The organism is Paramuribaculum intestinale, assembly GCF_030759015.1.
Taxonomy (GTDB): domain Bacteria; phylum Bacteroidota; class Bacteroidia; order Bacteroidales; family Muribaculaceae; genus Paramuribaculum; species Paramuribaculum intestinale.
This window is the reverse complement of sequence record NZ_CP098825.1, coordinates 1,636,801-1,660,054: the sequence shown is the minus strand read 5'-3', so window position 1 is coordinate 1,660,054 and position 23,254 is coordinate 1,636,801. Positions and strand designations below refer to the sequence as shown.

Here is a 23,254-nt window from a genome sequence, read left to right as displayed (position 1 = left end):
GACAGTGTGGTCATTTATACTCGTCCCACGACTTGATCTCGATCTGGTCGAGTGTCATCGATGTGAATGCGTCGATGAATGCCGATGCCAGGCGGGCGTTGGTGAGCAGCGGTATGTTGAGGTCGATTGCCGCGCGGCGTATCGTGTGTCCGTTGCCCAGTTCGGTGGGTGTGAGGTTCTTGGGGATGTTTACCACGAGATCAATCTCATGGTTGTGGAGCAGTTCGAGTGCCTGCGGCTGCATGTCGGCCTGACTGGGCCAGTAGACCTTTACGGCGGGTATGCCGTTGTCGTTGAGGAAGGCGTGTGTGCCTCCTGTGGCGTAGATCTTGTAGCCCTTGTTGTTGAGTTTGTGTGCGGCGTCGAGCATTGCGGCCTTCTGCTTGGGTCCGCCGGTGGAGAGGAGTATTCCCTTTGAGGGGATGCGGTTGCCGACGGAGAGCATGGCCTTGAGCAGCGCGTCGGACGAATCGTCGCCCAGACAGCCGACTTCGCCGGTCGACGACATGTCGACTCCGAGCACCGGGTCGGCTCCCTGCAGGCGTGAGAAGCTGAACTGCGAGGCCTTGATGCCTACGTAGTCGAGGTCGAATGCGCTCTTCGCGGGTTTTTCGACGGGAATGCCGAGCATCACCTTGGTGGCTATGTCGATGAAGTTGAGTTTCAACACCTTCGATACGAAGGGGAAGCTGCGCGATGCGCGCAGATTGCACTCGATGACTTTGATGTCGTTGTTCTTAGCCAGGAACTGGATATTGAACGGGCCGGATATGTCGAGGGCTTTGGCTATGGCCGAGGCCACTTTCTTAAGACGGCGTATGGTTTCGACGTAGAGTTTCTGCGGCGGGAACTGTATGGTGGCGTCGCCGGAGTGTACGCCGGCATATTCGATATGCTCGGATATGGCGTAGATCTTGATCTCTCCGTTCTGTGCCACGGCATCCATCTCGATCTCCTTGGCGTTTTGTATGAACTCGCTGACCACTACGGGGTGCTTCTTCGAAACGTTGGCAGCCAGACGCAGGAAGCGTTCAAGCTCGTCGGAGTTGGAGCAGACGTTCATAGCGGCTCCCGAAAGCACGTAGCTCGGGCGCACGAGCACCGGATAGCCAACTTCGTCGATAAACTGGTAGATATCCTCGAAGCTCGTCAGCTCACGCCAGCGCGGCTGATCGACTCCGATGCGGTCGAGCATTGCGGAGAACTTGTTGCGGTCCTCGGCGTTGTCGATGCTGCGCGCCGATGTGCCGAGTATGTTGACGTGCTGGTCGTCGAGGCGTGTGGCGAGGTTGTTGGGTATCTGTCCTCCCACCGAGAGGATGACTCCGTGGGGCTGCTCAAGGTCGAGTATGTCCATGACACGCTCGAATGTCAGCTCGTCGAAGTAGAGGCGGTCGCAGAGGTCGTAGTCGGTCGATACGGTTTCGGGGTTGTAGTTGATCATCACCGATCGCCAGCCTTCTTTCTTGACGGTGAGAAGTGCGTTGACCGAGCACCAGTCGAACTCCACGGAGCTGCCGATGCGGTAGGCTCCCGATCCGAGGACTACGATCGACCGGTGGTCGTGGAGATAGTTGACGTCGTTTTCGGTGCCGTTGTATGTGAGGTAGAGGTAGTTGGTGCTTGCGGGATATTCGGCGGCGAGCGTGTCGATCTGCTTGACGACAGGGGTGATGCCGAGCCGTTTGCGCAGTTCTCTCACCTGAAGTATATTGTTTTCGGGATCGGCCATGGAGTCCTTGAGCACGCAGCGTGCTATCTGGAAGTCGGAGAATCCCTGCTGCTTGGCCTGGCGGAGAAGCGGCTCGGAGATGTTTTCGAGCTTGTCGCAGAGGCTGAGTTCGTCGGATGTGCTGACGATGTTGGCCAGACGGTGGAGGAACCAGCGGTCGATCTTTGTGAGTTCGTGTATGCGTTCGACGCTGTAGCCTTTCATCATGGCCTGTGCGATGACGAAGATGCGTTTGTCGGTCGGCTCGGCGAGTGCATGGTCGATGTCGGCTATGGAGAGTTCGCGGTTGCCGGTGAATCCGTGCATGCCCTGTCCGATCATGCGTAGGCCTTTCTGTATGGCTTCCTCGAATGTTCGTCCGATGGCCATGACTTCGCCGACGGATTTCATGGACGATCCGATCTCGCGGCGTACGCCGTGGAATTTGCCGAGGTCCCAGCGGGGTATCTTGCAGACGATATAGTCGAGCGCCGGCTCGAAGAATGCGGATGTCTCCTTGGTGACGGAGTTCTTAAGGTCGAAGAGTCCGTATCCGAGTCCGAGTTTGGCGGCGACGAATGCCAGAGGATATCCGGTGGCTTTCGATGCGAGTGCCGAAGACCGGCTCAACCGGGCGTTGACCTCGATGACGCGGTAGTCCATCGATGCGGGGTCGAAGGCATACTGCACGTTGCATTCGCCGACGATGCCGATATGGCGTATGATCTTGATGGCGAGCTGGCGCAGGTAGTGGTAGTCTTCGTTGGTGAGTGTCTGCGAGGGTGCTACGACGATTGATTCGCCGGTGTGTATGCCGAGCGGGTCGAAGTTTTCCATGTTGCAGACGGTGATGCAGTTGTCGAACCGGTCGCGGACCACTTCGTATTCGACCTCTTTCCATCCTTTGAGCGATTTCTCCACGAGCACCTGGGGTGAGAAGGAGAGTGCTTTTTCGGTGAGGCTGACGAGCTGCTCCTCGTTGTCGCAGAATCCCGATCCGAGTCCGCCGAGGGCGTAGGCCGCGCGGACAATGACGGGGTAGCCGAGGCGCGCTGCTGCCGCGCGTGCGTCGTCGATGGTGTTGACGGCCTCGCTCTTGATGGTCTTGACCCCGATCTCGTCGAGCTTATGGACGAAGAGTTCGCGGTCCTCGGTGTCCATGATGGCCTGTACGGGGGTTCCGAGCACTTCTACTCCGTAGCGTTCGAGCACCCCGCTCTCGAAGAGTGCCACTCCGCAGTTGAGTGCGGTCTGTCCGCCGAATGCGAGCAGTATGCCGTCGGGGCGTTCTTTTTCGATGACTTTCTCAACGAAGTAGGGTGTGACGGGGAGGAAGTAGATCTTGTCGGCGAATCCTTCGGAGGTCTGTACGGTGGCGATGTTGGGGTTGATGAGGACAGTGGTGATGCCCTCTTCCTTCATTGCTTTGAGAGCCTGCGATCCCGAGTAGTCAAATTCGCCGGCTTCTCCGATCTTGAGTGCTCCGGAGCCCAGCAGAAGGGCTTTTTTTATTTTTTGGTTCTTGTGGTCTGTCATGATGATGGCTGATGGTTAGAGGAGGCTGATGAATTCGTCGAAAAGAAACTCTGTGTCCTTGGGTCCGCTGCTTGCTTCGGGGTGGAACTGCGCGGAGAAGAAGGGCTTGGTCTTGTGGCGTATGCCTTCGTTGGTGCCGTCGTTCATGTTGACGAAGAGTGTTTCCCACTCTTCGGGCAGTGTGTCGGAGTCGACGGCGAATCCGTGGTTCTGCGATGTGACGAAACATTTGTCGGTGCCGATTCTTCTTACCGGCTGGTTGTGGGAGCGGTGTCCGTATTTGAGCTTGTAGATGCTGGCTCCTGCGGCTTTAGACAGCAGCTGGTTGCCCATGCATATTCCGCAGATGGGTTTGCCGGTGTCCATGGCTTTACGGATGTTGTCGACGGTGGCCTGCGCCATGTCGGGGTTGCCCGGTCCGTTGGATATGAAGAGTCCGTCGTAGTCGATCTGGTTGAAGTCGTAGTCCCATGGCACGAGTATGACTTTGACTCCGCGGCGTGTGAGGCATCGGATAATGTTGTGTTTCACTCCGCAGTCGACGAGCACGACGGTCTTGTCGCCGTCGCCGTGGGTCTCGACCTGTCGGGTGCTGACTTTGGCGACGAGGTTTTCTTTGTTGGGGTCGTAGAATTCGACGTCGCCGCATCCTTCGACGATGATTTTGCCGAGCATTGATCCTTTTTCGCGGAGATGTCGCGTGAGGGCGCGGGTGTCGATGTCGTATATTCCGGGGATATGCTGCTCCTTGAGCCAGTCGCCGAGCGATCGTGCGGCCTGCCAGTGGGAGTGGTCGTAGCTGTAGTCCTGTGCTATGATTGCGCGTGCGTGGATATGGTCGCTTTCAAGAAATTCGCTGACCTGCTCCTTCTCTCTTTCTGGTGGAACTCCGTAGTTGCCTAATATGGGATAGGTGGTGACGAGGATCTGTCCTTCGTAGGACGGGTCGGTGAGGCTTTCGGGGTAGCCTGTCATGGCGGTATTGAACACCACTTCGCCCGAAGTCGAGGCCTCGTAGCCGAATGATTTGCCTTCAAAGCGTGTGCCGTCTTCGAGTATCAGTACGGCTTTTTTTGTTTGTCGCATGCGATAGAATTTTGATGATGTTTCGTCGGTTGTCATGACTTCTATCGTGAAAACCATGCAAATTTAGCAAATATGCTTCAATTGGCAAAATCGGCGGGCGATTTTATGTGCATAATCATGCAAAAAAGCATTCAAATCGGCCATGGGTGTCGTATGAATTCGGGGTGTCCGGCCGGTGAGATCTGTCGGGCGGGTACACCTCCGGCTGTGGTGTGTGGCATGATGTCGCGTGTGACCACCGCTCCGGCTCCTATGCAGGCTCCGCTTCCGATCTCCACGTTGTCGACAATGCATACCGAGGGTCCGATGTAGACTCCGTCGCCGATCCGTGCGGCTTGTGGCCCGTTTGCTCCGATGGTGGTGAACTGTCCGATGTTGACGTTGTTTCCAATGACAGCCGTGGGGTTGATGATGAGTCCCTGGCAATGCTGTATGTATAGTCCGAACCCGATGGTGACCTTTGGCGGGATAAATAGCCCGTAGCGTCGTTTATAGCGTTTGGTCATCAGTCGTGCTATAGGGTAAAGCCATCCTTTGCGGTGTTGCGCGAGCCTGAACCAGAACGAGAATCCGATGCTGATGCGTGTGAATCCGCTGATCCATATCCGCAGTATGGAGTCGTGTCGGCCGTTGTGGCGGTATGAGTCGGACTTTATGAGGGTGGCGCAGTCGGCATAGCTTTCGGGTGAGGGTATGCTGACGTCGGATCCGGCTATGTTATAGGTGGTGTAGCGCATGGCTCAGTCTTGTGTCGTGGCGGGGTTGTTGAGGGTGAATGTCATTTCGACGGGGTAGTGGTCGGAGTATGGCCATGTTAGGCGTCGTGTGCGCAGCGGTGTGATGAGCTGCGGGCTGTAGAGTATGTGGTCGATGCGGAAGTAGAGCCGGTTGGCGTGGTAGGTGATGGCGGGTCCGAGCGCCGACTTCCGCCATGCGTCGCGCAGTCCGGTGGCGGCGAGCGATCTGAGTGCATAGCATCCGGGCACGTCGTTGAAGTCGCCGCAAACGATGCATTTGCCTCCGGTTTCGGCTATCATGTCGGTCAGCGCGGCGGTCTGCAGGGCTCTTGCGCGAAACGCTTCTGTGAGTTTGGATATGAGGTCGGAGCGGATCTCGCGTATTTCGCCTTTGATGCCGCGGCCCTGTGTGTCGCCCCGTGTGAGGTCGCGGTAGAGCTGTTTGTCGTCGGGTGTGAGTCCGATCGACTGGAGGTGTACGTCGAACAGTGTGATTGTGTCGGCTCCGATGTAGATGCGGAAGGCCCGTACCCGGAAGTCGTCGGCATTCGGTCGTGAGAGGATTATTTCGTCGAAGGGGAAGCGCGAGAGCAACGACTGTCCGCGTGCGCCATAGGAGCGGTAGGGATAATGACGGCTGATGCTGTCGAGGAGCGGACGGTTGGCCTCGCCGGCGGCTATGGATGCGATGTCGTAGCATTCCTGAAGCGCTATGATGTCGGCTTCGGACGACGCCAGCATCCGGAGGGTGGGATTGGGGCTGTCGGAGACGGATGTGCCGGTGAAGTCGGTGAGCTGCATGACGTTGTAGGTCAGTAGCGTCAGCGGTTCTGAGTCGGCGGCCGGCTCGGAGAAGTTGAGCGGGCAGACGTCGAGAGCCGGGCTGAGGCAGCAGAGGAGTGACGCGACTCCGACTATGGCGGCCTTGCGGCAGATAAACAGGTTGACGATAATCAGTATGACCGTCAGTAGCAGCATGGCCGGAAATATCATGGCAAGCACTGATGGGAGAGCCCATGACTGTGGATTGACCGAGCCGGCGTAGGCCGACGCGACGGTGACTATGGCCACTGTCAGCGCCGACAGCATGGCTATGATGCGGATCAGTTTCATTTGCGGCTGATTTCGAATAGTGTGCGACGTTCTTCGGGTGTCAGCGACGCGTAGCCTGAGATGCGAATCTTGTCGAGCAGCATGTCGAGCTGTTTACGGTCATCGGTGCCGACTCGGCCGGAGGTGTTCTCAGGCCGGTGTCGGACCGTCCCGGGTCGGGATGTGGCCGTTCGGCGTATCTTGATCATAAACAGGACGCCGGCTGCAGCTCCTGCGAGATGGGCTATGTGTGCGCCGATGGATGTGCCTCCGATGGCTGCGGCGTCGAGCGCCACGATGGCGAGTGCGATCCACCGGATCTCTACGGGACCTATGAGCATCAGGTTGATGCGTAGGCGCGGAAGCGCTACTGCCGTGGCTGCGACTACGGCAAGCACGGCTGCGCTGGCTCCGACCATGGAGTGTGGGGCCGTGAGCGATGCTGTCAGGCCGAAGAGCAGGTATGTGGCCGCTCCGGCGAGTCCGCCGGTGAGATAGACTGCCATTAGCCGCGTGCCGGAGAATACGGTGAGCAGCAGTGTGCCGAACCAGTAGAGCCAGAGCATGTTGAAAATGAGGTGCATCACCTCATAGTGGGTGAACATGTAGGTGAACGGTGTCCACGGGCGACTCATGAGCGCGGCGGCGTCGGATGACAGCGCGAGCCGGTCGACGAGTGTCTGGGCCATGCTTCCGCCGGCAGCAGATGCGCCTGTGGCTGCGGCGATCCTGACGATAACGAACACTGCCGCGCAGGCAATGATGATCCAAGTGAGCGCCGACCATCGTGGGGCGCGATTTCGTATGAGTTCAATAACCGCCATGCAGTGTGCCTTTCTTTTTCCAGAACCATATCATGATGAATCCGAAGATCATGCCTCCGAGGTGGGCGAAGTGGGCCACTCCGTCGTTGGCCGAGCTGAGCCCGATCAGCAGTTCGATGGCTCCGTAGCCGATGACCATCCATTTGGCTTTGATCGGCACGGGTATGAACATGATGTAGAGCGGCATGTTGGGGAAGAGCATTCCGAATGCGAGCAGTACTCCGTAGATGGCTCCGGATGCTCCGATGGTCTGCAGCTGGTTGAGGAATGTCAGTTCCTGTCCGGAGCTGACCGCCGCGCTGATGGCCTGGCGCATTTCGGGGAAGTCGACGCCGTAGAAATTGGCCATGCTTCTGACGAAGATATCCTCCCATGTGCATGCCCACACGAGTTCCTGTATGATGGCAGCTCCGATGCCGCACGAGATGTAGTAGAAGAGAAACCGCGGCGCGCCCATGACTCTTTCAAGGGTGACTCCGAATATGAAGAGTGTGAACATGTTGAAGAGTATGTGGGCGAAGTCGGATGTGGAGTGCATGAACATGTATGTCAGCAGCTGCGCGGGGTTGAAATCGGGCGCCTTGATATAGTGGAGCGCGCCAAACTGCATGATGTCTATGCCGAGCCGGTGGGGAAGCGCCATGGTGGCGAGCCAGACTATGAAGTTGATGATTATGAGATTTTTTGTAACAGGCGGAATGTTACTGAATATCGAGCCTCCTGATCTAAGCATGTTATATTATATATGGTTGTTTATATCGAGTTGCAACCGCAAAATTACCAATAATCGCCGTCACGGCAAAATCTGAATCAGCGTGGGTCGCGGTGTGGTTTGTGACATGTGGCCGCAGGATGTAAAATGCGGTAAGAAATGTGTATGAAAGTGTCGCCAATTGGTGTGCTATTTTGATTAAAAATGGCAAAAAACGGCACTGTTCAATGGTTTTTTCGGCAAAAAAAAATTCAATATGTCATATTTTTAACTTATTTTTGCCGAAGCATTTGAAATAACCACACATTAATCTTTACGAAATGAATAAGACTGAGCTAATCAATGCAGTTGCCGAGAAGGCAAATCTGTCGAAAGCACAGGCAAAGGCTGCTCTCGACGCTACTCTCAACACAATCAGCGAGGCTCTTCTGAAGGAAGACAAGGTGGCTCTCATCGGTTTCGGCACTTTCAGCGTGGCTGAAAAGCCTGCCCGTACCGGCATCAACCCCCGCACAAAGGAGAAGATCGAGATTCCCGCACGCAAGGCCGTGAAGTTCAAGGCCGGTGCTGATCTCAGCCTGTCGAAGTAATTTCGGCTGAGGTAGCGGGAGGTATGTCGGTGGCCTGCGCCTGCCGGCATGTTTCAAGCCGATCAGAAAAAAAACGCTGTGTCGATCGATATGATGACACAGCGCTTTTTTTTGTGCTTTGCAGTTGCTGACGCCGGGGTGTGGATCTGTGCGGATCAGACGCCGGCGTGAGAACGGTTCAGAGTCCCTGGCGGCGTGATGCGAGATGAAGGTCGTCGAGCTCTGCGGTGATGGCGTCGAAAATGTCGTCGACCGATCCGCTTCCTGCTATGGCGTGGTATTTGCCGCGTTTCATGTAGTAGTCGCGCAGGGGCTGTGTCTGCGAGTGATATACTTTCAGACGGTTGGATATGGTCTGCGGGTTGTCGTCGGCTCGTCCGGTCTGCTGTCCGCGTTTGATCATGCGGTCGATCAGTTCGTTGTCGGCCACTTCGAGTCCGACAACGGCGTCGAGCTGCGCTCCGCGCTTCTCCAGCAGTTCGTTGAGTGCTTCGGCCTGCGGTATGGTGCGTGGGAATCCGTCGAATATTACTCCGTTGGCGGCTTCCGGGTGGTTTTCGATGATGTCGGCGAGTATGCTGATCATCAGCTCGTCGGGTATGAGCTGGCCTTTGTCGATGTATTCTTTGGCGGTTTTGCCGAGCTGGGTTCCTTCGGCGATATGGCTGCGGAGCACTTCGCCGGTGGAGATATGGTGTATGCCGTAACGTTCGATGAGTTTTGCGCTTTGCGTCCCTTTGCCGCTGCCGGGTGCGCCGAATACTACGATGTTGAACATTTGATTGGTGTATGGTGGTTTATTGGGTTGTTATGTCGCGGATGTGGGTAGGTCGCCGCTGTGGACGGTTATGCGTCGGGGCAGCTCTGCGGGTCGACTACCCAGATGTCGGGGAGATTGCGCGCGAGTCCGTCGATGTCGAGTCCGTATCCGATGATGAATTTGTTGGGTATGGTGAATCCTACGTATTCCGGATTGATGTCGTGGCGGCATGCTTCAGGCTTATAGAGGAGTGTCGCTACCTTGACCGAAGCGGGATTCATGGCCTTGAGGTCATCGATGAGTCGGCTGATGGTGGTGCCGGTGTCGATGATGTCCTCCACGACGATGATGTCGCGTCCGGCTATGTCTTCGCTCAGGCCTACAACCTGTTTTACTACTCCGGTGGATGATGTGCCTTCGTAGCTTTTGAGTCGGATGAATGTGATTTCGGCGTCGATCGAGAGCCGGCGGAACATGTCGACAGCAAAAACGGCGGCTCCGTTGAGCACGCAGATCACGAGCGGCCGGAGTCCGTTGTAGTCCGATGACATTGTAGCAGCGATATCATCGACACGCTGTGCGATTGCCGAAGCCTCGATAAATGGCTTAAAAGTCAAGCCGTTGTAGCTTACTCTTTTGTTTTCTGACATTTTAGGAAGTCGTTGTTGTTTCTTACATGTGGGTGCAAAATTAATAAAAATACCATTTCCCGATGCCAGTGTGGTCTGTTAAGTATCTGTTAAAAAAGCGGCGGAAGGCAGCATGTGCCGGCGTGGTGTGCCGGCGTGGCGTATAAAATATTCGTTAATTTGGTGAGAACAACGGGTAAATGTAGTAATTTTGCGGTAGGAAAGCATTTGTATTACCATAGGACTCTATCGAACAGCATAATCTATGAAGATATTCACCACCGAAGATGTAAGAGCGATCGACCGGCGCACCATGGAGGTAGACGGCATCCCGTCGCGCGAACTGATAAAACGTGCGGCTCGCGGCATGGCTGACGAGATCATGGCGAGATGGCGTCCGACGCGTCCGTTCGTCTTTTTTGCCGGTCCGGGCAATAATGGTGCCGACGCTCTGGCGATAGCCACCATAATGATGGGTCAGGGCTACCGTCCGACGGTGTATCTGCTCAATATCGGCGGCCAGATGCTGTCGCTCGACTGCCGGACGTTCCGCGACGAGATGCTTTCGTCGGGCGGTCAGGTCAATTTCATAGAGATCAAGGATCAGCTGAAGCTTCCGGAACTGACGGCCGACACGATAGTGATAGACGGTCTGTTCGGAACGGGTCTGCGCGAGGGTCTTCAGGGTGGTTTCCAGGTGCTGGTGAGGTATATCAACGAGTCGTCGGCCACGGTGGTGAGCATCGACATACCGTCGGGCATGACGGGCGATCTCAATCCCGATGCCATCAACCGCAATATAGTCCATGCCGATCTGACTCTGACGGTGGAGTTTCCCCGCATATCGTTTTTCCTCAGGGATAATGCCGATCTGGTAGGGGAGTGGCGTGTGGTGAAGATAGGCCTCAACAAGGATATCATCAAGTCGACTCCGAGCAGTTTTCATATAGTAGAAGAGGCTGAGGTGCGTCATCTGCTCAAGCCTCGCAGTCCGTTCGTGTCCAAGGCCGATCTTGGTTCGGCTCTTCTGGTGACCGGAAGCTACGGCATGGCCGGAGCTGCTGTGCTGAGCGCGCGTGGCGCTTTGCGTTCGGGCGTGGGGAAGGTGACTGCTCACAGTCCGCTGTGTTGCTACGAGATAATGCAGTCGGCGGTGCCTGAGGCTATGTTTGAGCCTGACGAGCACAAGCTGGTGGTGAGCGGTATAAATCCCCGCCATGACTATTCGGCGATAGGCCTTGGCCCCGGACTGGGCACAAACGAGATGACTTTCAGCGCGCTTGACACTTTTCTGAAGGTGCATAAGCGGCCGGTGGTGATCGATGCCGACGCCCTCAACTGTCTGGCCGCGCGTCCGTATCTGCTGCAGGATCTGCCTGTGCTCTCGGTGCTTACGCCTCATGTCGGCGAGTTCGACCGCATTTTCGGCGATCAGCCGAGCGACTCCGTGCGTCTGATGAAGGCGATGGAGGTGGCTCATACCTATCAGGTGCTGATATTGCTCAAGGGACATTATACGGCTCTCGTGCGCCCCGACAGCAAAGTGTATTTCAATCCTACGGGCACTCCCGCGATGGCCAAAGGGGGTAGCGGCGATGTGCTGACCGGTCTGATCACCGGTCTGATGGCGCAGGGCTACAAACCCGAGGTGAGTGCGCTGATGGGAGCGTATATCCATGGTCTGGCCGGTGAGATGGCCGAAGAGGAGCATGGCGTCTATGGTGTCACCGCAGGCGATATCGCCGCCAATATAGGCAAAGCAATCCAATCGATAATGAAACCCAAAAACGAGATATGAAACACCAACTTACCGCGCTTCTGCTGGCTGCGGCGGCAATGACGGCCGGCGCTCAGACGACACAGAAATTCACTGCGAGCAAGCTCAACGAGTACGGACTGGTCTACAATCTGCCGCTGACGGCGGTGGATGTGACTGTAGAGGCCGAGAAAACGGTGAGCACTCCCGGAGAATTTTATAAATACTGCAGCAAGTATCTGGGTATAAAGCCGATCACGGAGCCGTCGACAGTGTGGACGGTGAAAAGCGTGACGGTCACCACCCGTGGTGTGGCCGACGAGAAGGAGGCATATCTTGTGCAGTTCAAAAACGGGAGTACGCCGTTCATGATCCTTGACGAGCATAATTTTCCGCTGACGGTCAACGACGAGGACTATGAGGTTCAGCCTTCGCCGCAACTTCCGGAGGCAGTGGCCGCTCGTCCGACGATATTGGAGACAGCTGCGGCGCGTCAGGCCATGACGGAGGATATGCTTCGGAGCACTTCCACCGCCAAGCGTGCCGAACTTGCGGCAGCGCGTATCTATGAGCTGCGGCAGAGCCGAAGCGACATAATGTCGGGCAATGCCGATCAGGCGCCTACCGACGGCGAGGGACTGAAGCTTGTGCTGGCCGGTCTGCAGCAACAGGAGGATGCGTTGACGGCTATGTTTACGGGCACGCGACAGGTGTCGACGGCCGTTCGCACCTATACGTATGTGCCCGACGGCGTGGATGACAGCAACAGGGTGACTGTGGGACGTGTGTCGCTGACCGACGGCCCGGTCGATGCCGACGATCTGTCGGGTGTGCCTGTGGTGCTTTCGGTCAATGTGACGTCCAGAGGCAAGATACCGGTCAACGACAAGGGTGAGGAGAAGCGTTTCCCGAAGGGGGGGCTTGCCTATCGTGTGCCCGGATCGGCTTCGCTTCAGATAGAGGTGGAGGGTGAGGTGATGGCCGACGTTGACGCCGGCATAGCCCAGTATGGCATAGTGTTCGGTATCGATCCTGACATGTTTACCGACAAAAAGGCTCCCGCCTACGTGGTGTTTGACGCGCAGACGGGAGCTATACGTGAGATCGGCACACGATAGGAGCCGATCCGTTGCCGGGCGGTCAAGGCCGCCGTTCAGATCAGTTGGCGGGAACTTCGCCGAAGCGGTTGGGCTGCGGCTCTGACGGTGCGGCGCAGAAAACGATGAAGATGATGAGGCCTACTGCGGGGATGAAGTTGATGAACCACCATCCTCCGGCACGGCCTGTGTCGTGGAGACGGCGCCAGCTAACGGCCAGTGTGGGCACGAGCACTGCGAGCGAGAAGAGTCCGGAGATCATCTGGAAGAGCTTGAATCCGGTGATTGCGGCGAGGATGCTGAGCACTACCGATACGGCGGCGCATCCGAGCATCCACCACCAGAATTCGGCGCGCGATGCGCGTCCTTTGAATTCAGCATACTTGTTGATTACACGTTTGACCGCGTCTACAAAGCCGAGCGGTGCGGCCTGATTGAATTCTGCCATAATTGAAAAACGTTTGGTTTATAGCTAAATAAAATTAGATCGGATCAGGATATGAGTGGATGTGAAATCCTGTCATATCCTCGACGCGCTGCAAAATTACAAAATTTTAGTGAAAACTCGTCCTTAAATTCTATAGAAGGTTAAACAAGCTGTAAATCGAAGGGGTAAATCAAGTCTTTTGACTATTTGCGGTATGTTTTTGATGTGATGGTAAGTAACTCTTAAAAATTAGTTGATATTATGAAACTCGTCAGTAACCCATGGTTTGCTGCGGCACTTTTTGATTTTGTCCGGCGTTTTTTACTTTCATCCTCAGTTGTGTAGCTCGCTACACGCCCTCGTCTTCAAGCAAAAACCACTCGAACAAATCTCAAAAATCACTCGCAGCTAATTTTTGCGAGTTACTTAGTGTGTGGCTGGTTAGATTTTGTGTAAGTCGGTCTTAGCGTCGGGCGTCGGAACTTTTGTGGTAGCCGGAGTGTTGGTAATGTGTAAGTTTCAACAATATTATCAAGTTTGCTTTACTATGTTGGCTGACATCATTCCCACCCATCAGGCCGCGCAATGGCTTCTGACTCATATCGACCGTTTGCTTGATCACCTTGGACTCGACAGGGCAAAGGGTGTCGAGGAGTGGGTGTATGTGGCTGTGATAGTGGCTGTGGCGTTGCTGGCGGGCTGGATCGTCAGGCGCTGCATACTGTTTGTGGCCAAGCGATTCGTAAGGCTCCGCGACAGTGCGGCCGGACGGCTCATGCTGGAACAGCATCTGCTGACGAAGTGCAGCCACGTGATACCTCCGCTTGTGGTGCTGGCTCTTCTGCCGTTTGCTTTCGACACGAGTTCGCCGATGCTCCGTCTGTTCCGTCTGGCGCTGTATGTCTATACCGTGGTGGTGGTGGCTATGGCGGTGTGTGCGGTGCTGACATTTGTGTGGACGCGCTTTGACGAGAAGGAGAATACCAACAATCTTCCGCTGAAGGGCGTGTTGAATGTCGGCAAGGGGATAGTGTGGATAATCGTGGCCGTCATCATAGGGTCGCTGCTTCTGGGCAAGACTCCCGGAGCTTTTCTGGCGGGGCTTGGCGCGTTTGCCGCTGCGCTCATGCTTGTGTTCAAGGACACGATACTCGGTTTTGTGGCCGGCATACAGCTGTCGAACAACGATATGCTCCATGTGGGCGACTGGATCGTGGTGCCGTCGACAATTGCCAACGGCATAGTGACGGATGTGTCGCTGACGGCTGTGAAGGTGAGAAACTGGGACAATACCATAGTGACTCTTCCGCCGTATACGCTGGTGTCGACTTCGTTTCAGAACTGGCGCGGCATGTCGCAGTCGGGTGCCCGGCAGATATGCCGTTCGGTCAATTTCGAGGCTTACACTGTGAAGCGGTGTGACGACGATCTGCTTCAGCGCGTTTCGGCCAAATATCCCAAGATGAAGACGTTCATAGACCGCGCGAAGAGTGCCGGCAAGGTAGATTATGATCCGGGCACAGCCGTGGTCAACGGCACGATTGAGACAAATCTCGGTCTGTTTCGCGCGTATATGTGCCAATATCTGCTCGATCATCCGCTGATCGTGACCGACCAGCAGATTCTTGTCAGGCTGCTTGCTCCGACCACTACGGGGATTCCGCTGCAGATATGGTGTTTCACCACTACGGCATGGACCGCCTACGAGGCTGTGCAGAGCGAGATATTCGAGCATATAGCGGCTGTGTGCGGCGACTTTGACCTGCGTCTGTTCAACTATGCCTCGGGCATGGATACGGAAACGGTGGAGATGCTTCCTGCTGACTCACGTTCCTGACCACCTGGCGGATATTTTTGAGTGAGATCGGAGTTGTCGGATGGATCGGAGCGTATCGGATGAGGCTTATTGGGGCGGGGAAGCATAATGGGCGGTAATTTTGGGCGGCGCCAAGGGGAGAGTGCGGTAAAAAATTCGTAACTTTGTGGGTGAATCGAAAAAACGCAGTAACAATCTATACCCACAATGACTTTTGAAGAGCTTGACCTCAGTGATGAAGTGCTCGACGCGCTCTATGACATGAATTTCAGCGAGTGCACCCCAATACAGGAGCAGGCAATACCTATAGCGCTCGAAGGGCGCGATCTGCTGGCTGTGGCGCAGACCGGCACAGGCAAGACGGCGGCTTATCTGCTGCCGGTGATCAGCCGTCTGTCGGAGGGCGATTATCCTTCCGATGCCGTCAACTGCATAGTGATGGCTCCCACGCGTGAGCTTGCGCAGCAGATCGACCGCCAGATGGAGGGTTTCTCTTATTTCCTGCCGATATCGAGTGTGGCCATATACGGCGGCACTGACGGCAAGGAGTTTGCCCGTCAGGAGCGCGGTCTCAAGATGGGCGCCGATATGGTGATAGCCACTCCGGGGCGTCTGCTCGCTCATCTGAGCATGGGTTATGTGGATCTGTCGAAGGTGTCGTTCTTTATCCTCGACGAGGCCGACCGTATGCTCGACATGGGTTTCTACGACGATATAATGCAGATCGTAAGGCAGCTTCCCAAGGAGCGTCAGACGCTGATGTTCTCGGCGACGATGCCTCCGAAGATACAGCAGCTGGCGGCGACGATACTCAACGATCCTGTGGAGGTGAAGATCGCTGTGTCGAGGCCTACCGACAAGATAAGTCAGTCGGCTTTCGTGTGCTATGAGGCGCAGAAGACGGAGATACTGAAGCATCTGCTCCGTGAGCGTCATTCGCAGCGTGTCATAGTGTTTGCCGCGTCGAAGCTAAAGGTCAAGGAGCTGGCGCGCGCGCTGTCGAAGGCCCGAATACGTATAGGCGAGATGCACTCGGATCTTGACCAGACGGTGCGCGAGAATGTGATGCTCGACTTCCGGGCTGGCAATATCGACGTGCTCGTGGCAACGGATATAGTGGCGCGCGGCATAGATATAGACGACATCGCGATGGTGGTCAACTATGATGTGCCATACGAGCCGGAGGATTACATACACCGTATCGGACGCACGGCGCGCGCCAACAGCGACGGTACGGCGGTGACGTTTGTCGGAGAGCGTGATCAGGTGAAGTTCGGCGGCATAGAGCGCTTCCTCGGCTATGAGGTGAAGAAAGAGGATCTTCCCGAGCGTATTGGCGAGGCGCCTCAGTACAGGCCGGAACGTCGCTCAGGCTTAAGGCAGCAGCCGAAGAGTCAGAAGGGACGCAACGGTGGCGGAAATTCGCGCAGGAACGGTGCGCCCAAAGGTGGCCGTAAGAGTTCAGGGGACGCCAGGAATGCCAAAGACGCCGCGATGACAGCCGTCGATAGGCCGTCGCAGGGCGGTGGGGCTGAAGCGGGTGGCGCTAACCGCGGAGTCCGTCGCAACAACGGCCGCCGCAAGTGGCATGGCCGCCGCAAGGGTGGCGACAGCAAGGGCGTCGGAGGTGAGTCAGGGCACGGAGGTGAGTCATGGCAGTAAGAAGTGCCATCAACTCCCGCGGACAGCTCTTAGAGAGTTTTGAATTTAACACGAAGAAATATATATGGACTTCTTTCTATCCTCTCAAAGGTCTTTTCGGGCGATTTGTGTCAGGTTTCATCGGTCACGATGCCCGCATCGCTCCATCCTCAACTGACGCAAATCTCTCCGAAAATCCTCTTTGAGTGAATAGAAGTGAAATTCAAACACTCTCTGAAATCATCAGCAAGACAATATATTGTTGGATTTTCTACCAGTCATTAATATGAGAAAACACTATCTAACGCTCACTGCGGCTCTTATGACTGCCGCGGTGGCACTCACACCAGAAGCGATGTCACAGCAACGCAAGAATCCATTTCTCGTGCCTTATGGCACGCAATTCAACATTCCGCCGTTTGAGAAGATCACCTACGACGACTATCTGCCCGCTATCAAGGAGGGCATAGCCCGCCGCGAGCAGGAGGTGGAGAAGATCACCGGCCAGGCTCACGAGCCGACATTTGCCAATACGGTGCTTGCGCTCGAGAAGTCGGGCGAGCTGCTCAACCGTGTGATGATGGTATTCTCGAGTCTTGACGAGACCAATTCGTCGCCCGAGATGGTGGCCATAAGCGAGGTGGCTTATCCGCTCGTGTCGCAAAGCAGCGACGAGCTGATGATGAACTCGCTGCTTTTCGGACGTGTGGAACACGTGTATGAAACCCGCGACGAAGAGGGTCTGAACCCGCAGCAGAAGAGAGCCGTGGAGGAACTTTACAGGGATTTCGTCAGGTCGGGCGCCAAGCTCAACATGGTGGATCAGATGAAGCTCAAGAAGATCAATTCGCAGCTGACGGAGCTTTATCTGCAGTATAACAAGAACTTGTTGAACGCTACGAACGCTTTCTCGATCGTGGTCGACGATGAGGCGATGCTCGCCGGAATACCGGCAAGCAATGTGGCTGTGGCCGCCGAGGAGGCCAAGTCGCGCGGACTTGACGGCAAGTGGGTGTTCACGCTTCAGGCTCCGAGCCGTCTGCCGCTGCTCCAGTATGCCGACAACCGTGATCTCCGCCGCCGTATGTATGAGGGATACATCAATCTTGCGTCGTCAGGCGAGTTTGACAACCGTCCGGTCATACAGCAGATCGTTAAGCTGCGTGCGGAGAAGGCGCGTCTGCTCGGTTATCCCGACTATGCGTCGTATATGACGGCCAATGTGATGGCCAAGAATCCGGCCAATGCCGAGGGTCTGCTCATGAAGATATGGGAGCCGGCGGTAGAGCGGGTGCATGAGGAGGTGGCTGAAATGCAGGCTCTCTCCGACAAGGAGGGCAATGACTTCAAGATCGCTCCGTGGGATTACTATTACTATGCCGAAAAGGTGCGTCGCGACAAGTATGCTCTCGACGAGGACGAGGTGCGCAGCTATTTCGCTCTCGAAAACGTCAGAAAGGGTATATTCTCTATGGCTGAAAGACTCTATGGAGTGACATTCACCGAACTGCCCAATGCTCCGAAGTATTACGACGAAGTGAAGGTGTATGAGGTGAAGGATCTCAAGGGGCAGCATGTGGCGGTGTTCATGACCGACTATTTCCCCCGTGCTTCGAAGCGCCAGGGTGCGTGGATGAGCGAGTTTCAGGGTGCGTTTGTCGATCCCGACGGCAAGTCGCAGCGTCCGATCGTCTACAATGTTGGCAATTTCTCGAAGCCGGCCGGCGATACTCCTTCGCTGCTGACCCTCGACGAGGTGGCCACTATGTTCCATGAATTCGGCCATGGTCTGCACGGTATGCTGACCCGCGCCAAGCTTCGCAGTCAGGCCGGCACGAATGTCGACCGCGACTTCGTGGAGCTTCCCTCGCAGATCCATGAGCACTGGGCTCTTGAGCCTGAGATGCTTCGCACTTATGCCCGCCACTACAAGACCGGCGAGGTGATACCCGATTCGCTTGTGGCGAAGCTTCAGGCTGCTGCCAAGCACAATCAGGGCTTCATGACCACCGAACTGGTGGGTGCCGCGCTGCTTGATCTGCAGTGGGGCAAGCTGACCGGCGCCGATGCCGAAAATGTCGACGTGAGCGCTTTCGAGAAGTCGGTGGCAGAGCGTCTGGGCATGCCTGCCGAGGTGCAGTTCCGCTACAGAAGCCCTTATTTCCGTCATATATTCGGAAGTGACGGCTATGCTTCGGGCTATTACACTTATCTGTGGGCCGAGGTGCTTGATGCCGACGGCTTCGAGCTGTTCAAGCAGAAGGGTATCTTTGATCCTGCCACTGCGGCCGCTTTCAAGAAGTATGTCCTTGAGGCGGGAGGCACTGAGGATCCGATGGAGCTTTACAAGAAGTTCCGCGGCCGTGAGCCACGCGTGGAGGCGCTGCTGCGCAACCGCGGACTGCTCAAGGACGATGAGCCTGAAAAGACCGATATAAACATGCCCGGCGGCAAGTAAGCCGTCGTTGCGACTGACAAATAAGCGGGGCGCTGCAACTATTTAGGCTGCGGCGCCCTGTCATTTTTTGTCGGTATCGGCCCGGGCGGGTGTCGGTGAGGCCGGTGGCCGGGTGGATGCTTGCTGCCGGGTCTTACTTGCGGCGGTTGCGTTCGCGGTGGCGCAGTGTGAAGTGCAGTCCTATAATGCAGGCGAGGGTGAGGCCGATGACTCCGAAGTAGAAGAGATAGTGGCCGTCGGCCAGCTCCTGCCGGCCTATATAGGCCATCACGGCAAGATATATGAGCAGTAGGATGGGTATGAGCGTGGAGCGTTTCATTGCTGTGGTGTCTGTGACGGTTGCTGCGGTGTGATTTCGGTGCGGTAGGGTGATGCTTCGGGGTCGAAGAGCCCTTGCGTGAGATGTCGGTAGATGACGAGGCATGCCCATGCGTCGATAGCGGCATATCGTTGCTGGGCGGGTGTCAGTTCGGAAGCTTCCCAGTTGCTGAGCCGTTGTCCTTTGGATATGCGCCGGCCGAAGAGTATGCCGTAGATTTTCTGCAGGCTGGTGTCGGATATGCGCCATTGTGTGACGATCTTCTGCAGGTCGATGAATCCGCGTGGCTCGAAGTCGGAGTTGCGGTGCATGACGTGGAAATCGTCCTTGAGCGATAGGCCTACCTTTAGCGTGTCGGCGTCTTCCACAAATTCTTTCATCGGCTGAGAGAATCCGAGTCGGTTGAGGCGGAAGAGAAACGACTCTTCGTCGGTGGACACCTGCATGAGCGCCACTTTGTTGGGATGGCCTTTGCGGAACGACGGTCTGGTTTCGGTGTCGAAGCCCACAACTGGGTGGCGCCGGATTCGTGTCAGCGCTTCGGCTTCGGCCTGGGGAGTGTCGATCACCGTGATGGGCGATGAGTATTCGACAAGCGGCATCGGTGCCAGTTGCTCTTTGGTTATGGTGACTGTAGTGTTGGTGGTTTTCATAAGACTCGGCAAAGTTACGAAAAAAAGCCGGCAACGCGGCCAAAAAAACAGTGGATGGTGGTGGCAGGGGGGCGTGTTTCGGCGCAATGTCAGTGAGCCAGAAAATAGAGAGAGCCATGTGTCATGGCATCTGATTGCTGACACATGGCCCTGTCGGTGTTGAGGCTATCCTGTTGCGGATCAGAGTCCGAGGTCGCGGAATGTGCGCGGTGCGGGCACCTCGGGGAGCGGTTTGCGGTCTTTGAGCTGCCGCAGCGCTTCTTCGATGGCGCGGTTGAGCTGCTGATCCTCACCGGCCTGTTCGCGGATGGGGTCGTTGTCGACGAGTATGTCGGGATCCACTCCGTGGTTCTCCACGATCCAGCGTCCTGTGGCAGCGTCGAAGTTGGTGAAGAACGGCACTCTGACGTCGGTGCCGTCCATGTAGGGAAGGCTGCCGCTGATGCCTACGATTCCTCCCCATGTGCGGGTGCCGATGACGGTGCCGAGTTTATTGGCTTTGAAGCTCCAGGGGAACAGGTCGCCGTCGGATGCCGAGTATTTGTTGATGAGGAGCACTTTGGGGCCTACGTGTGTTCCTTCGGGAATAGTGCCGACTTTGGATGATGTGCGGCTCATTGTCAGTCGGTAGGGTTTACGCATCAGGCGCTCGATGACCATAGGCGATATGTTGCCTCCGCCGTTGGCTCGGTCGTCGATGATGAGTGCTTCCTTGTCGAGTTGCGGATAGTAGTAGCGTGCGAACTCGTTAAGGCCTTCGGGTCCCATGTCGGGGATATAGATGTAGCCTACGCGTCCGTCGGTGGCCTCGCTGACTTTGCGGATGTTGTTCTGTACCCAGTCGTAGTGGTAGAGGGGATATTCGTTGTCAATCGGACGTACGACGATCTTGCGTGCATCCCGGGCTGTAGGGCGTGAGTTGATCTTGAGCTCGGTGAGTTTTCCGGCTTTGCCGATCAGGCGGCTGTAGATGTTGGGGCATCCGGCGAGGTCAACTCCGTCGATGGCAGTGATGTAGTATCCCTCCTTCACGTCGAGTCCTGGCAGCGCGAGTGGCGACCGGAGGTTTTCGCTGTAGGGCGCGCCGGGAAGTATGCGGTCAATGCGGTAGTAGCCGCTCTTGTCGCGCGAGATTTCTGCTCCGAGGAGTCCCATAGGTATGTTCTCGGGGCGTGGCGTGTCGCCGGGATTGACGTAGGCGTGTCCGCAGGCCAGTTCCGATATCATGGCTCCGATCACGTAGTTGAGATCGAGGCGTGTCTTGACGTGGGGCAGAAGCACGGCATATTTCTGCCTTATGGCGTTCCAGTCGACTCCGTGCATGTTTTCGAGATAAAAGCCGTCGCGGAACGCGCGCCATGTCTCGTCGAAGATCTGTGCCCATTCCTGCGGATAGTCGATGACGGCGATCATGTCGGATGTGTCGACGGCTTTGTCGAGCGATGCTTTCGCTGCAGTCAGTGGTGTGACGAAGATGTCGTTGCCTCTGACGAAGGTTGCTGTCTTGCCGTCGGGGCTAACCTCCATCGATGCACGTTCGGCCACGGTCTCCTCTTTTTGTGTGGCGAGATCAAACACTTTGGTGGATCCGCCGCTGTAGTACCAGACGCGGTGGCCGTCGCTGTAGATGTTGGCATACCATGATGTGGGCAGCGGTAGGCGGACAATGCGTCCGGAGATGCCGTCGGGGTCGATGCGTACTGTCGGAGCGTTGGAGGCTTCGGTCTTGGATCCGGTTGCCTTTTCGGGTTGTTCAGCGGTGGCTACAGCCGGGTCGGAGGGGAGAAGCGGCGAAGGGGTGGATGCTTCGAGAAGGGCTATGTAGAGACAGTCCATGTTGCCGTAGGCATGGTTCCATTCGGTGCGGCTGTAGATGGGGTTGAAGTCGCGGGCAGAGCTGAAAATGAGGTAGCGTCCGTCGGAGCTGAACACAGGTGACGAGGAGTCGTACCATTTGTCGGTGACGGCTATTTCCTCGCCTGAAGCGAGATTCATCACGTAGACAACGCTCATGTTGTTGGCGCCGGAGCGTGTGTAGGTGATCCAGCGGCTGTCGGGCGAGTATGCCACGTCGAAGAACTCTCCTTCGGGATTCTGTCGGACGGTGCGTTTCGATCCGCCGGCGGGATCTACCTCCACGATGCGGTTTTTGCGGTCGGTGTAGAGTATGTGGCGCGAGTCGGGACTCCACTGTAGATTTCTGATGTATGTGTCGTTGTCCTTGGTGAGCTGACGCGGTTCGCCTCCTTCGGCAGGCTGTAGCCATATCTCGGTTTCGCCTGTGCGGTCGGAAATATAGGCTATGCTGCGTCCGTCGGGACTCCATGTGGCGTTGCGCTCATTGGCTCCGGGTGTGAGGGTGATGCACCGTGTGACTCCCTCTTTGACTGGGATGTCGAACACTTCTCCGCGTGCGGTGACGGCCATGCGCCTGCCGTCGGGCGAGGTGGAGACGGCTCTGATCAGCGAACCGGCCGGTTTGCGTGCGGTGCGCGCGAAGTTGGCCTCCGGTTTGAGCCGTATATCTATTTTCGATGTGGAGCGCGTGGCCGGATCGAGCTTGTAGAGGTATCCGCCCTTTTCAAACACGATGATATGGCCGTCGGTCGACGGGAATTTCACATCGTAGTCGGTGAAGTCGGTGACTTTCTCTGTAGTGCCGGTCAGTGTGTTGTAGACGAAGAAGTTCATGGTCATGTCGCGGTCGGATATGAAGAATATCTCGTCGCCGATCCACATCGGTATTATGTCCTGGGCCACATTGTCGGTGATGTTCTTGACCGTGGCGGCCTCGGGGTCATAGATCCAGATGTCGTCGGCCATGCCTCCGCGGTAATATTTCCAGTTGCGGAACTCTCTCATCACCCGGTTGTAGGCCATCTTGCGGCCGTCGGGCGAGAAGCTGCAGAATCCTCCTTCGGGGAGGGGAATCTGCTTTGACATGCCTCCTTGGGGCGAGATGGTCCAGAGCCGTCCGTCGAAGCCGTCGGAGATGCGGTTGCGGTAGACGATGCTTTGTCCGTCGGGACTCCATGTCATGACGATGTTGTTGGGTCCCATACGGTCGCCGATGTCATCGCGCGCGTTGGTGGCCGTGTATGTCAGCCGTTTAGGGGTGCCTCCGTCCGACGGCATCAGATACACTTCGGTGTTGCCGTCGTAGTGGCCGGTGAAGGCGATGTGGCGTCCGTCGGGGGAGAAACGGGGGAACATTTCGTATCCTTCGTGGGATGTCAGCCTGTGGGCTTCTCCTCCGGCGAGCGGAGCGGTGTAGAGATCTCCGGCGTAGGTGAACACCACTTCCTTGCCGTTGGTGGACGGAAATCTCAGCAGACGCGCTCCGTCGGGCTGATCCATGGCTTGCAGTCCGTAGCCTGAAACGGCCATCAAGGCTGCCATAGCGATAATTC

General features: G+C 56.3%; 18 protein-coding genes. 6 read left to right on the top strand and 12 right to left on the bottom strand.

The genetic code is table 11. The annotated features are described in order from the left end of the window. Positions 1 to 10: 10 nt before the first annotated feature. The 6 genes from carB to NF347_RS07410 form a co-directional block, all read right to left on the bottom strand. Positions 11 to 3,247, bottom strand: coding sequence for a carbamoyl-phosphate synthase (glutamine-hydrolyzing) large subunit (carB, locus tag NF347_RS07435; RefSeq protein ID WP_107035287.1), 3,237 nt, complete (start codon positions 3,245 to 3,247; stop codon positions 11 to 13). 15 nt (positions 3,248 to 3,262) lie between these two features. Further along, on the bottom strand, positions 3,263 to 4,333 hold the full coding sequence (gene carA / locus NF347_RS07430) for a glutamine-hydrolyzing carbamoyl-phosphate synthase small subunit (protein ID WP_107035309.1): 1,071 nt from the start codon (positions 4,331 to 4,333) through the stop codon (positions 3,263 to 3,265). Positions 4,334 to 4,464: 131 nt separating this feature from the next. Then, positions 4,465 to 5,070: a serine O-acetyltransferase gene (locus NF347_RS07425; protein ID WP_107035286.1), complete on the bottom strand. Its 606-nt coding sequence runs from the start codon at positions 5,068 to 5,070 to the stop codon at positions 4,465 to 4,467. Positions 5,071 to 5,073: 3 nt separating this feature from the next. Continuing rightward, positions 5,074 to 6,183 (bottom strand): endonuclease/exonuclease/phosphatase family protein, encoded by a 1,110-nt coding sequence (locus NF347_RS07420; RefSeq protein ID WP_107035285.1) that lies wholly within the window; start codon positions 6,181 to 6,183, stop codon positions 5,074 to 5,076. Next, on the bottom strand, positions 6,180 to 6,986 hold the full coding sequence (locus NF347_RS07415) for a rhomboid family intramembrane serine protease (RefSeq protein ID WP_107035284.1): 807 nt from the start codon (positions 6,984 to 6,986) through the stop codon (positions 6,180 to 6,182). The genes NF347_RS07420 and NF347_RS07415 overlap by 4 nt, the downstream gene beginning before the upstream one ends. Beyond that, on the bottom strand, positions 6,973 to 7,719 hold the full coding sequence (locus NF347_RS07410) for a rhomboid family intramembrane serine protease (protein ID WP_107035283.1): 747 nt from the start codon (positions 7,717 to 7,719) through the stop codon (positions 6,973 to 6,975). The genes NF347_RS07415 and NF347_RS07410 overlap by 14 nt, the downstream gene beginning before the upstream one ends. 299 nt (positions 7,720 to 8,018) lie before the next feature. Between NF347_RS07410 and NF347_RS07405 the strand changes: the two genes are divergently transcribed. After that, positions 8,019 to 8,288: an HU family DNA-binding protein gene (locus tag NF347_RS07405; RefSeq protein WP_107035282.1), complete on the top strand. Its 270-nt coding sequence runs from the start codon at positions 8,019 to 8,021 to the stop codon at positions 8,286 to 8,288. Between the two features lie 178 nt (positions 8,289 to 8,466). Here the strand turns inward: NF347_RS07405 and NF347_RS07400 are convergent, their stop codons facing one another. Both NF347_RS07400 and hpt read right to left on the bottom strand, forming a co-directional pair. Continuing rightward, positions 8,467 to 9,066, bottom strand: a complete 600-nt coding sequence (locus tag NF347_RS07400; RefSeq protein ID WP_107035281.1) for an adenylate kinase — start codon at positions 9,064 to 9,066, stop codon at positions 8,467 to 8,469. A gap of 68 nt (positions 9,067 to 9,134) precedes the next feature. After that, a complete protein-coding gene (gene hpt / locus NF347_RS07395; RefSeq protein ID WP_107035280.1) occupies positions 9,135 to 9,698 on the bottom strand; it encodes a hypoxanthine phosphoribosyltransferase in 564 nt (187 codons plus the stop codon). Positions 9,699 to 9,942: 244 nt separating this feature from the next. On the opposite strand from hpt, the gene NF347_RS07390 reads away from it, so the two are divergent. Next, positions 9,943 to 11,475 carry an NAD(P)H-hydrate dehydratase gene (locus tag NF347_RS07390; RefSeq protein ID WP_107035279.1) on the top strand — a complete coding sequence of 511 codons (1,533 nt, stop codon included), beginning with the start codon at positions 9,943 to 9,945 and terminating at the stop codon, positions 11,473 to 11,475. Continuing rightward, positions 11,472 to 12,551 carry a DUF4831 family protein gene (locus NF347_RS07385; protein ID WP_107035278.1) on the top strand — a complete coding sequence of 360 codons (1,080 nt, stop codon included), beginning with the start codon at positions 11,472 to 11,474 and terminating at the stop codon, positions 12,549 to 12,551. The genes NF347_RS07390 and NF347_RS07385 overlap by 4 nt, the downstream gene beginning before the upstream one ends. A gap of 40 nt (positions 12,552 to 12,591) precedes the next feature. On the opposite strand, the gene NF347_RS07380 is transcribed toward NF347_RS07385, so the two are convergent. Then, positions 12,592 to 12,978 (bottom strand): DUF805 domain-containing protein, encoded by a 387-nt coding sequence (locus NF347_RS07380; protein ID WP_107035277.1) that lies wholly within the window; start codon positions 12,976 to 12,978, stop codon positions 12,592 to 12,594. A 526-nt stretch (positions 12,979 to 13,504) separates the two neighbouring features. On the opposite strand from NF347_RS07380, the gene NF347_RS07375 reads away from it, so the two are divergent. The 3 genes from NF347_RS07375 to NF347_RS07365 all read left to right on the top strand — a co-directional run bounded on the left by NF347_RS07375 (position 13,505) and on the right by NF347_RS07365 (position 18,872). Then, the gene (locus NF347_RS07375; RefSeq protein ID WP_161553788.1) at positions 13,505 to 14,794 is read left to right on the top strand and encodes a mechanosensitive ion channel family protein; all 1,290 of its coding nucleotides are present in this window, start codon (positions 13,505 to 13,507) and stop codon (positions 14,792 to 14,794) included. A 186-nt stretch (positions 14,795 to 14,980) separates the two neighbouring features. Beyond that, positions 14,981 to 16,435: a DEAD/DEAH box helicase gene (locus NF347_RS07370; protein ID WP_107035275.1), complete on the top strand. Its 1,455-nt coding sequence runs from the start codon at positions 14,981 to 14,983 to the stop codon at positions 16,433 to 16,435. Between the two features lie 265 nt (positions 16,436 to 16,700). Continuing rightward, complete coding sequence (locus tag NF347_RS07365) at positions 16,701 to 18,872, top strand: M3 family metallopeptidase (protein ID WP_237612978.1); 2,172 nt, start codon at positions 16,701 to 16,703, stop codon at positions 18,870 to 18,872. A gap of 133 nt (positions 18,873 to 19,005) precedes the next feature. On the opposite strand, the gene NF347_RS07360 is transcribed toward NF347_RS07365, so the two are convergent. The 3 genes from NF347_RS07360 to NF347_RS07350 all read right to left on the bottom strand — a co-directional run bounded on the left by NF347_RS07360 (position 19,006) and on the right by NF347_RS07350 (position 23,243). Further along, on the bottom strand, positions 19,006 to 19,191 hold the full coding sequence (locus NF347_RS07360; RefSeq protein ID WP_107035274.1) for a hypothetical protein: 186 nt from the start codon (positions 19,189 to 19,191) through the stop codon (positions 19,006 to 19,008). Next, entirely contained in the window at positions 19,188 to 19,844 is a 657-nt protein-coding gene (locus NF347_RS07355) for a 3'-5' exonuclease (RefSeq protein WP_107035273.1), read from the bottom strand. Before NF347_RS07355 ends, NF347_RS07360 begins: the two co-directional genes overlap by 4 nt. Positions 19,845 to 20,024: 180 nt before the next feature. Next, the gene (locus tag NF347_RS07350; protein ID WP_237612980.1) at positions 20,025 to 23,243 is read right to left on the bottom strand and encodes a S41 family peptidase; all 3,219 of its coding nucleotides are present in this window, start codon (positions 23,241 to 23,243) and stop codon (positions 20,025 to 20,027) included. Between the last annotated feature and the right edge of the window lie 11 nt (positions 23,244 to 23,254).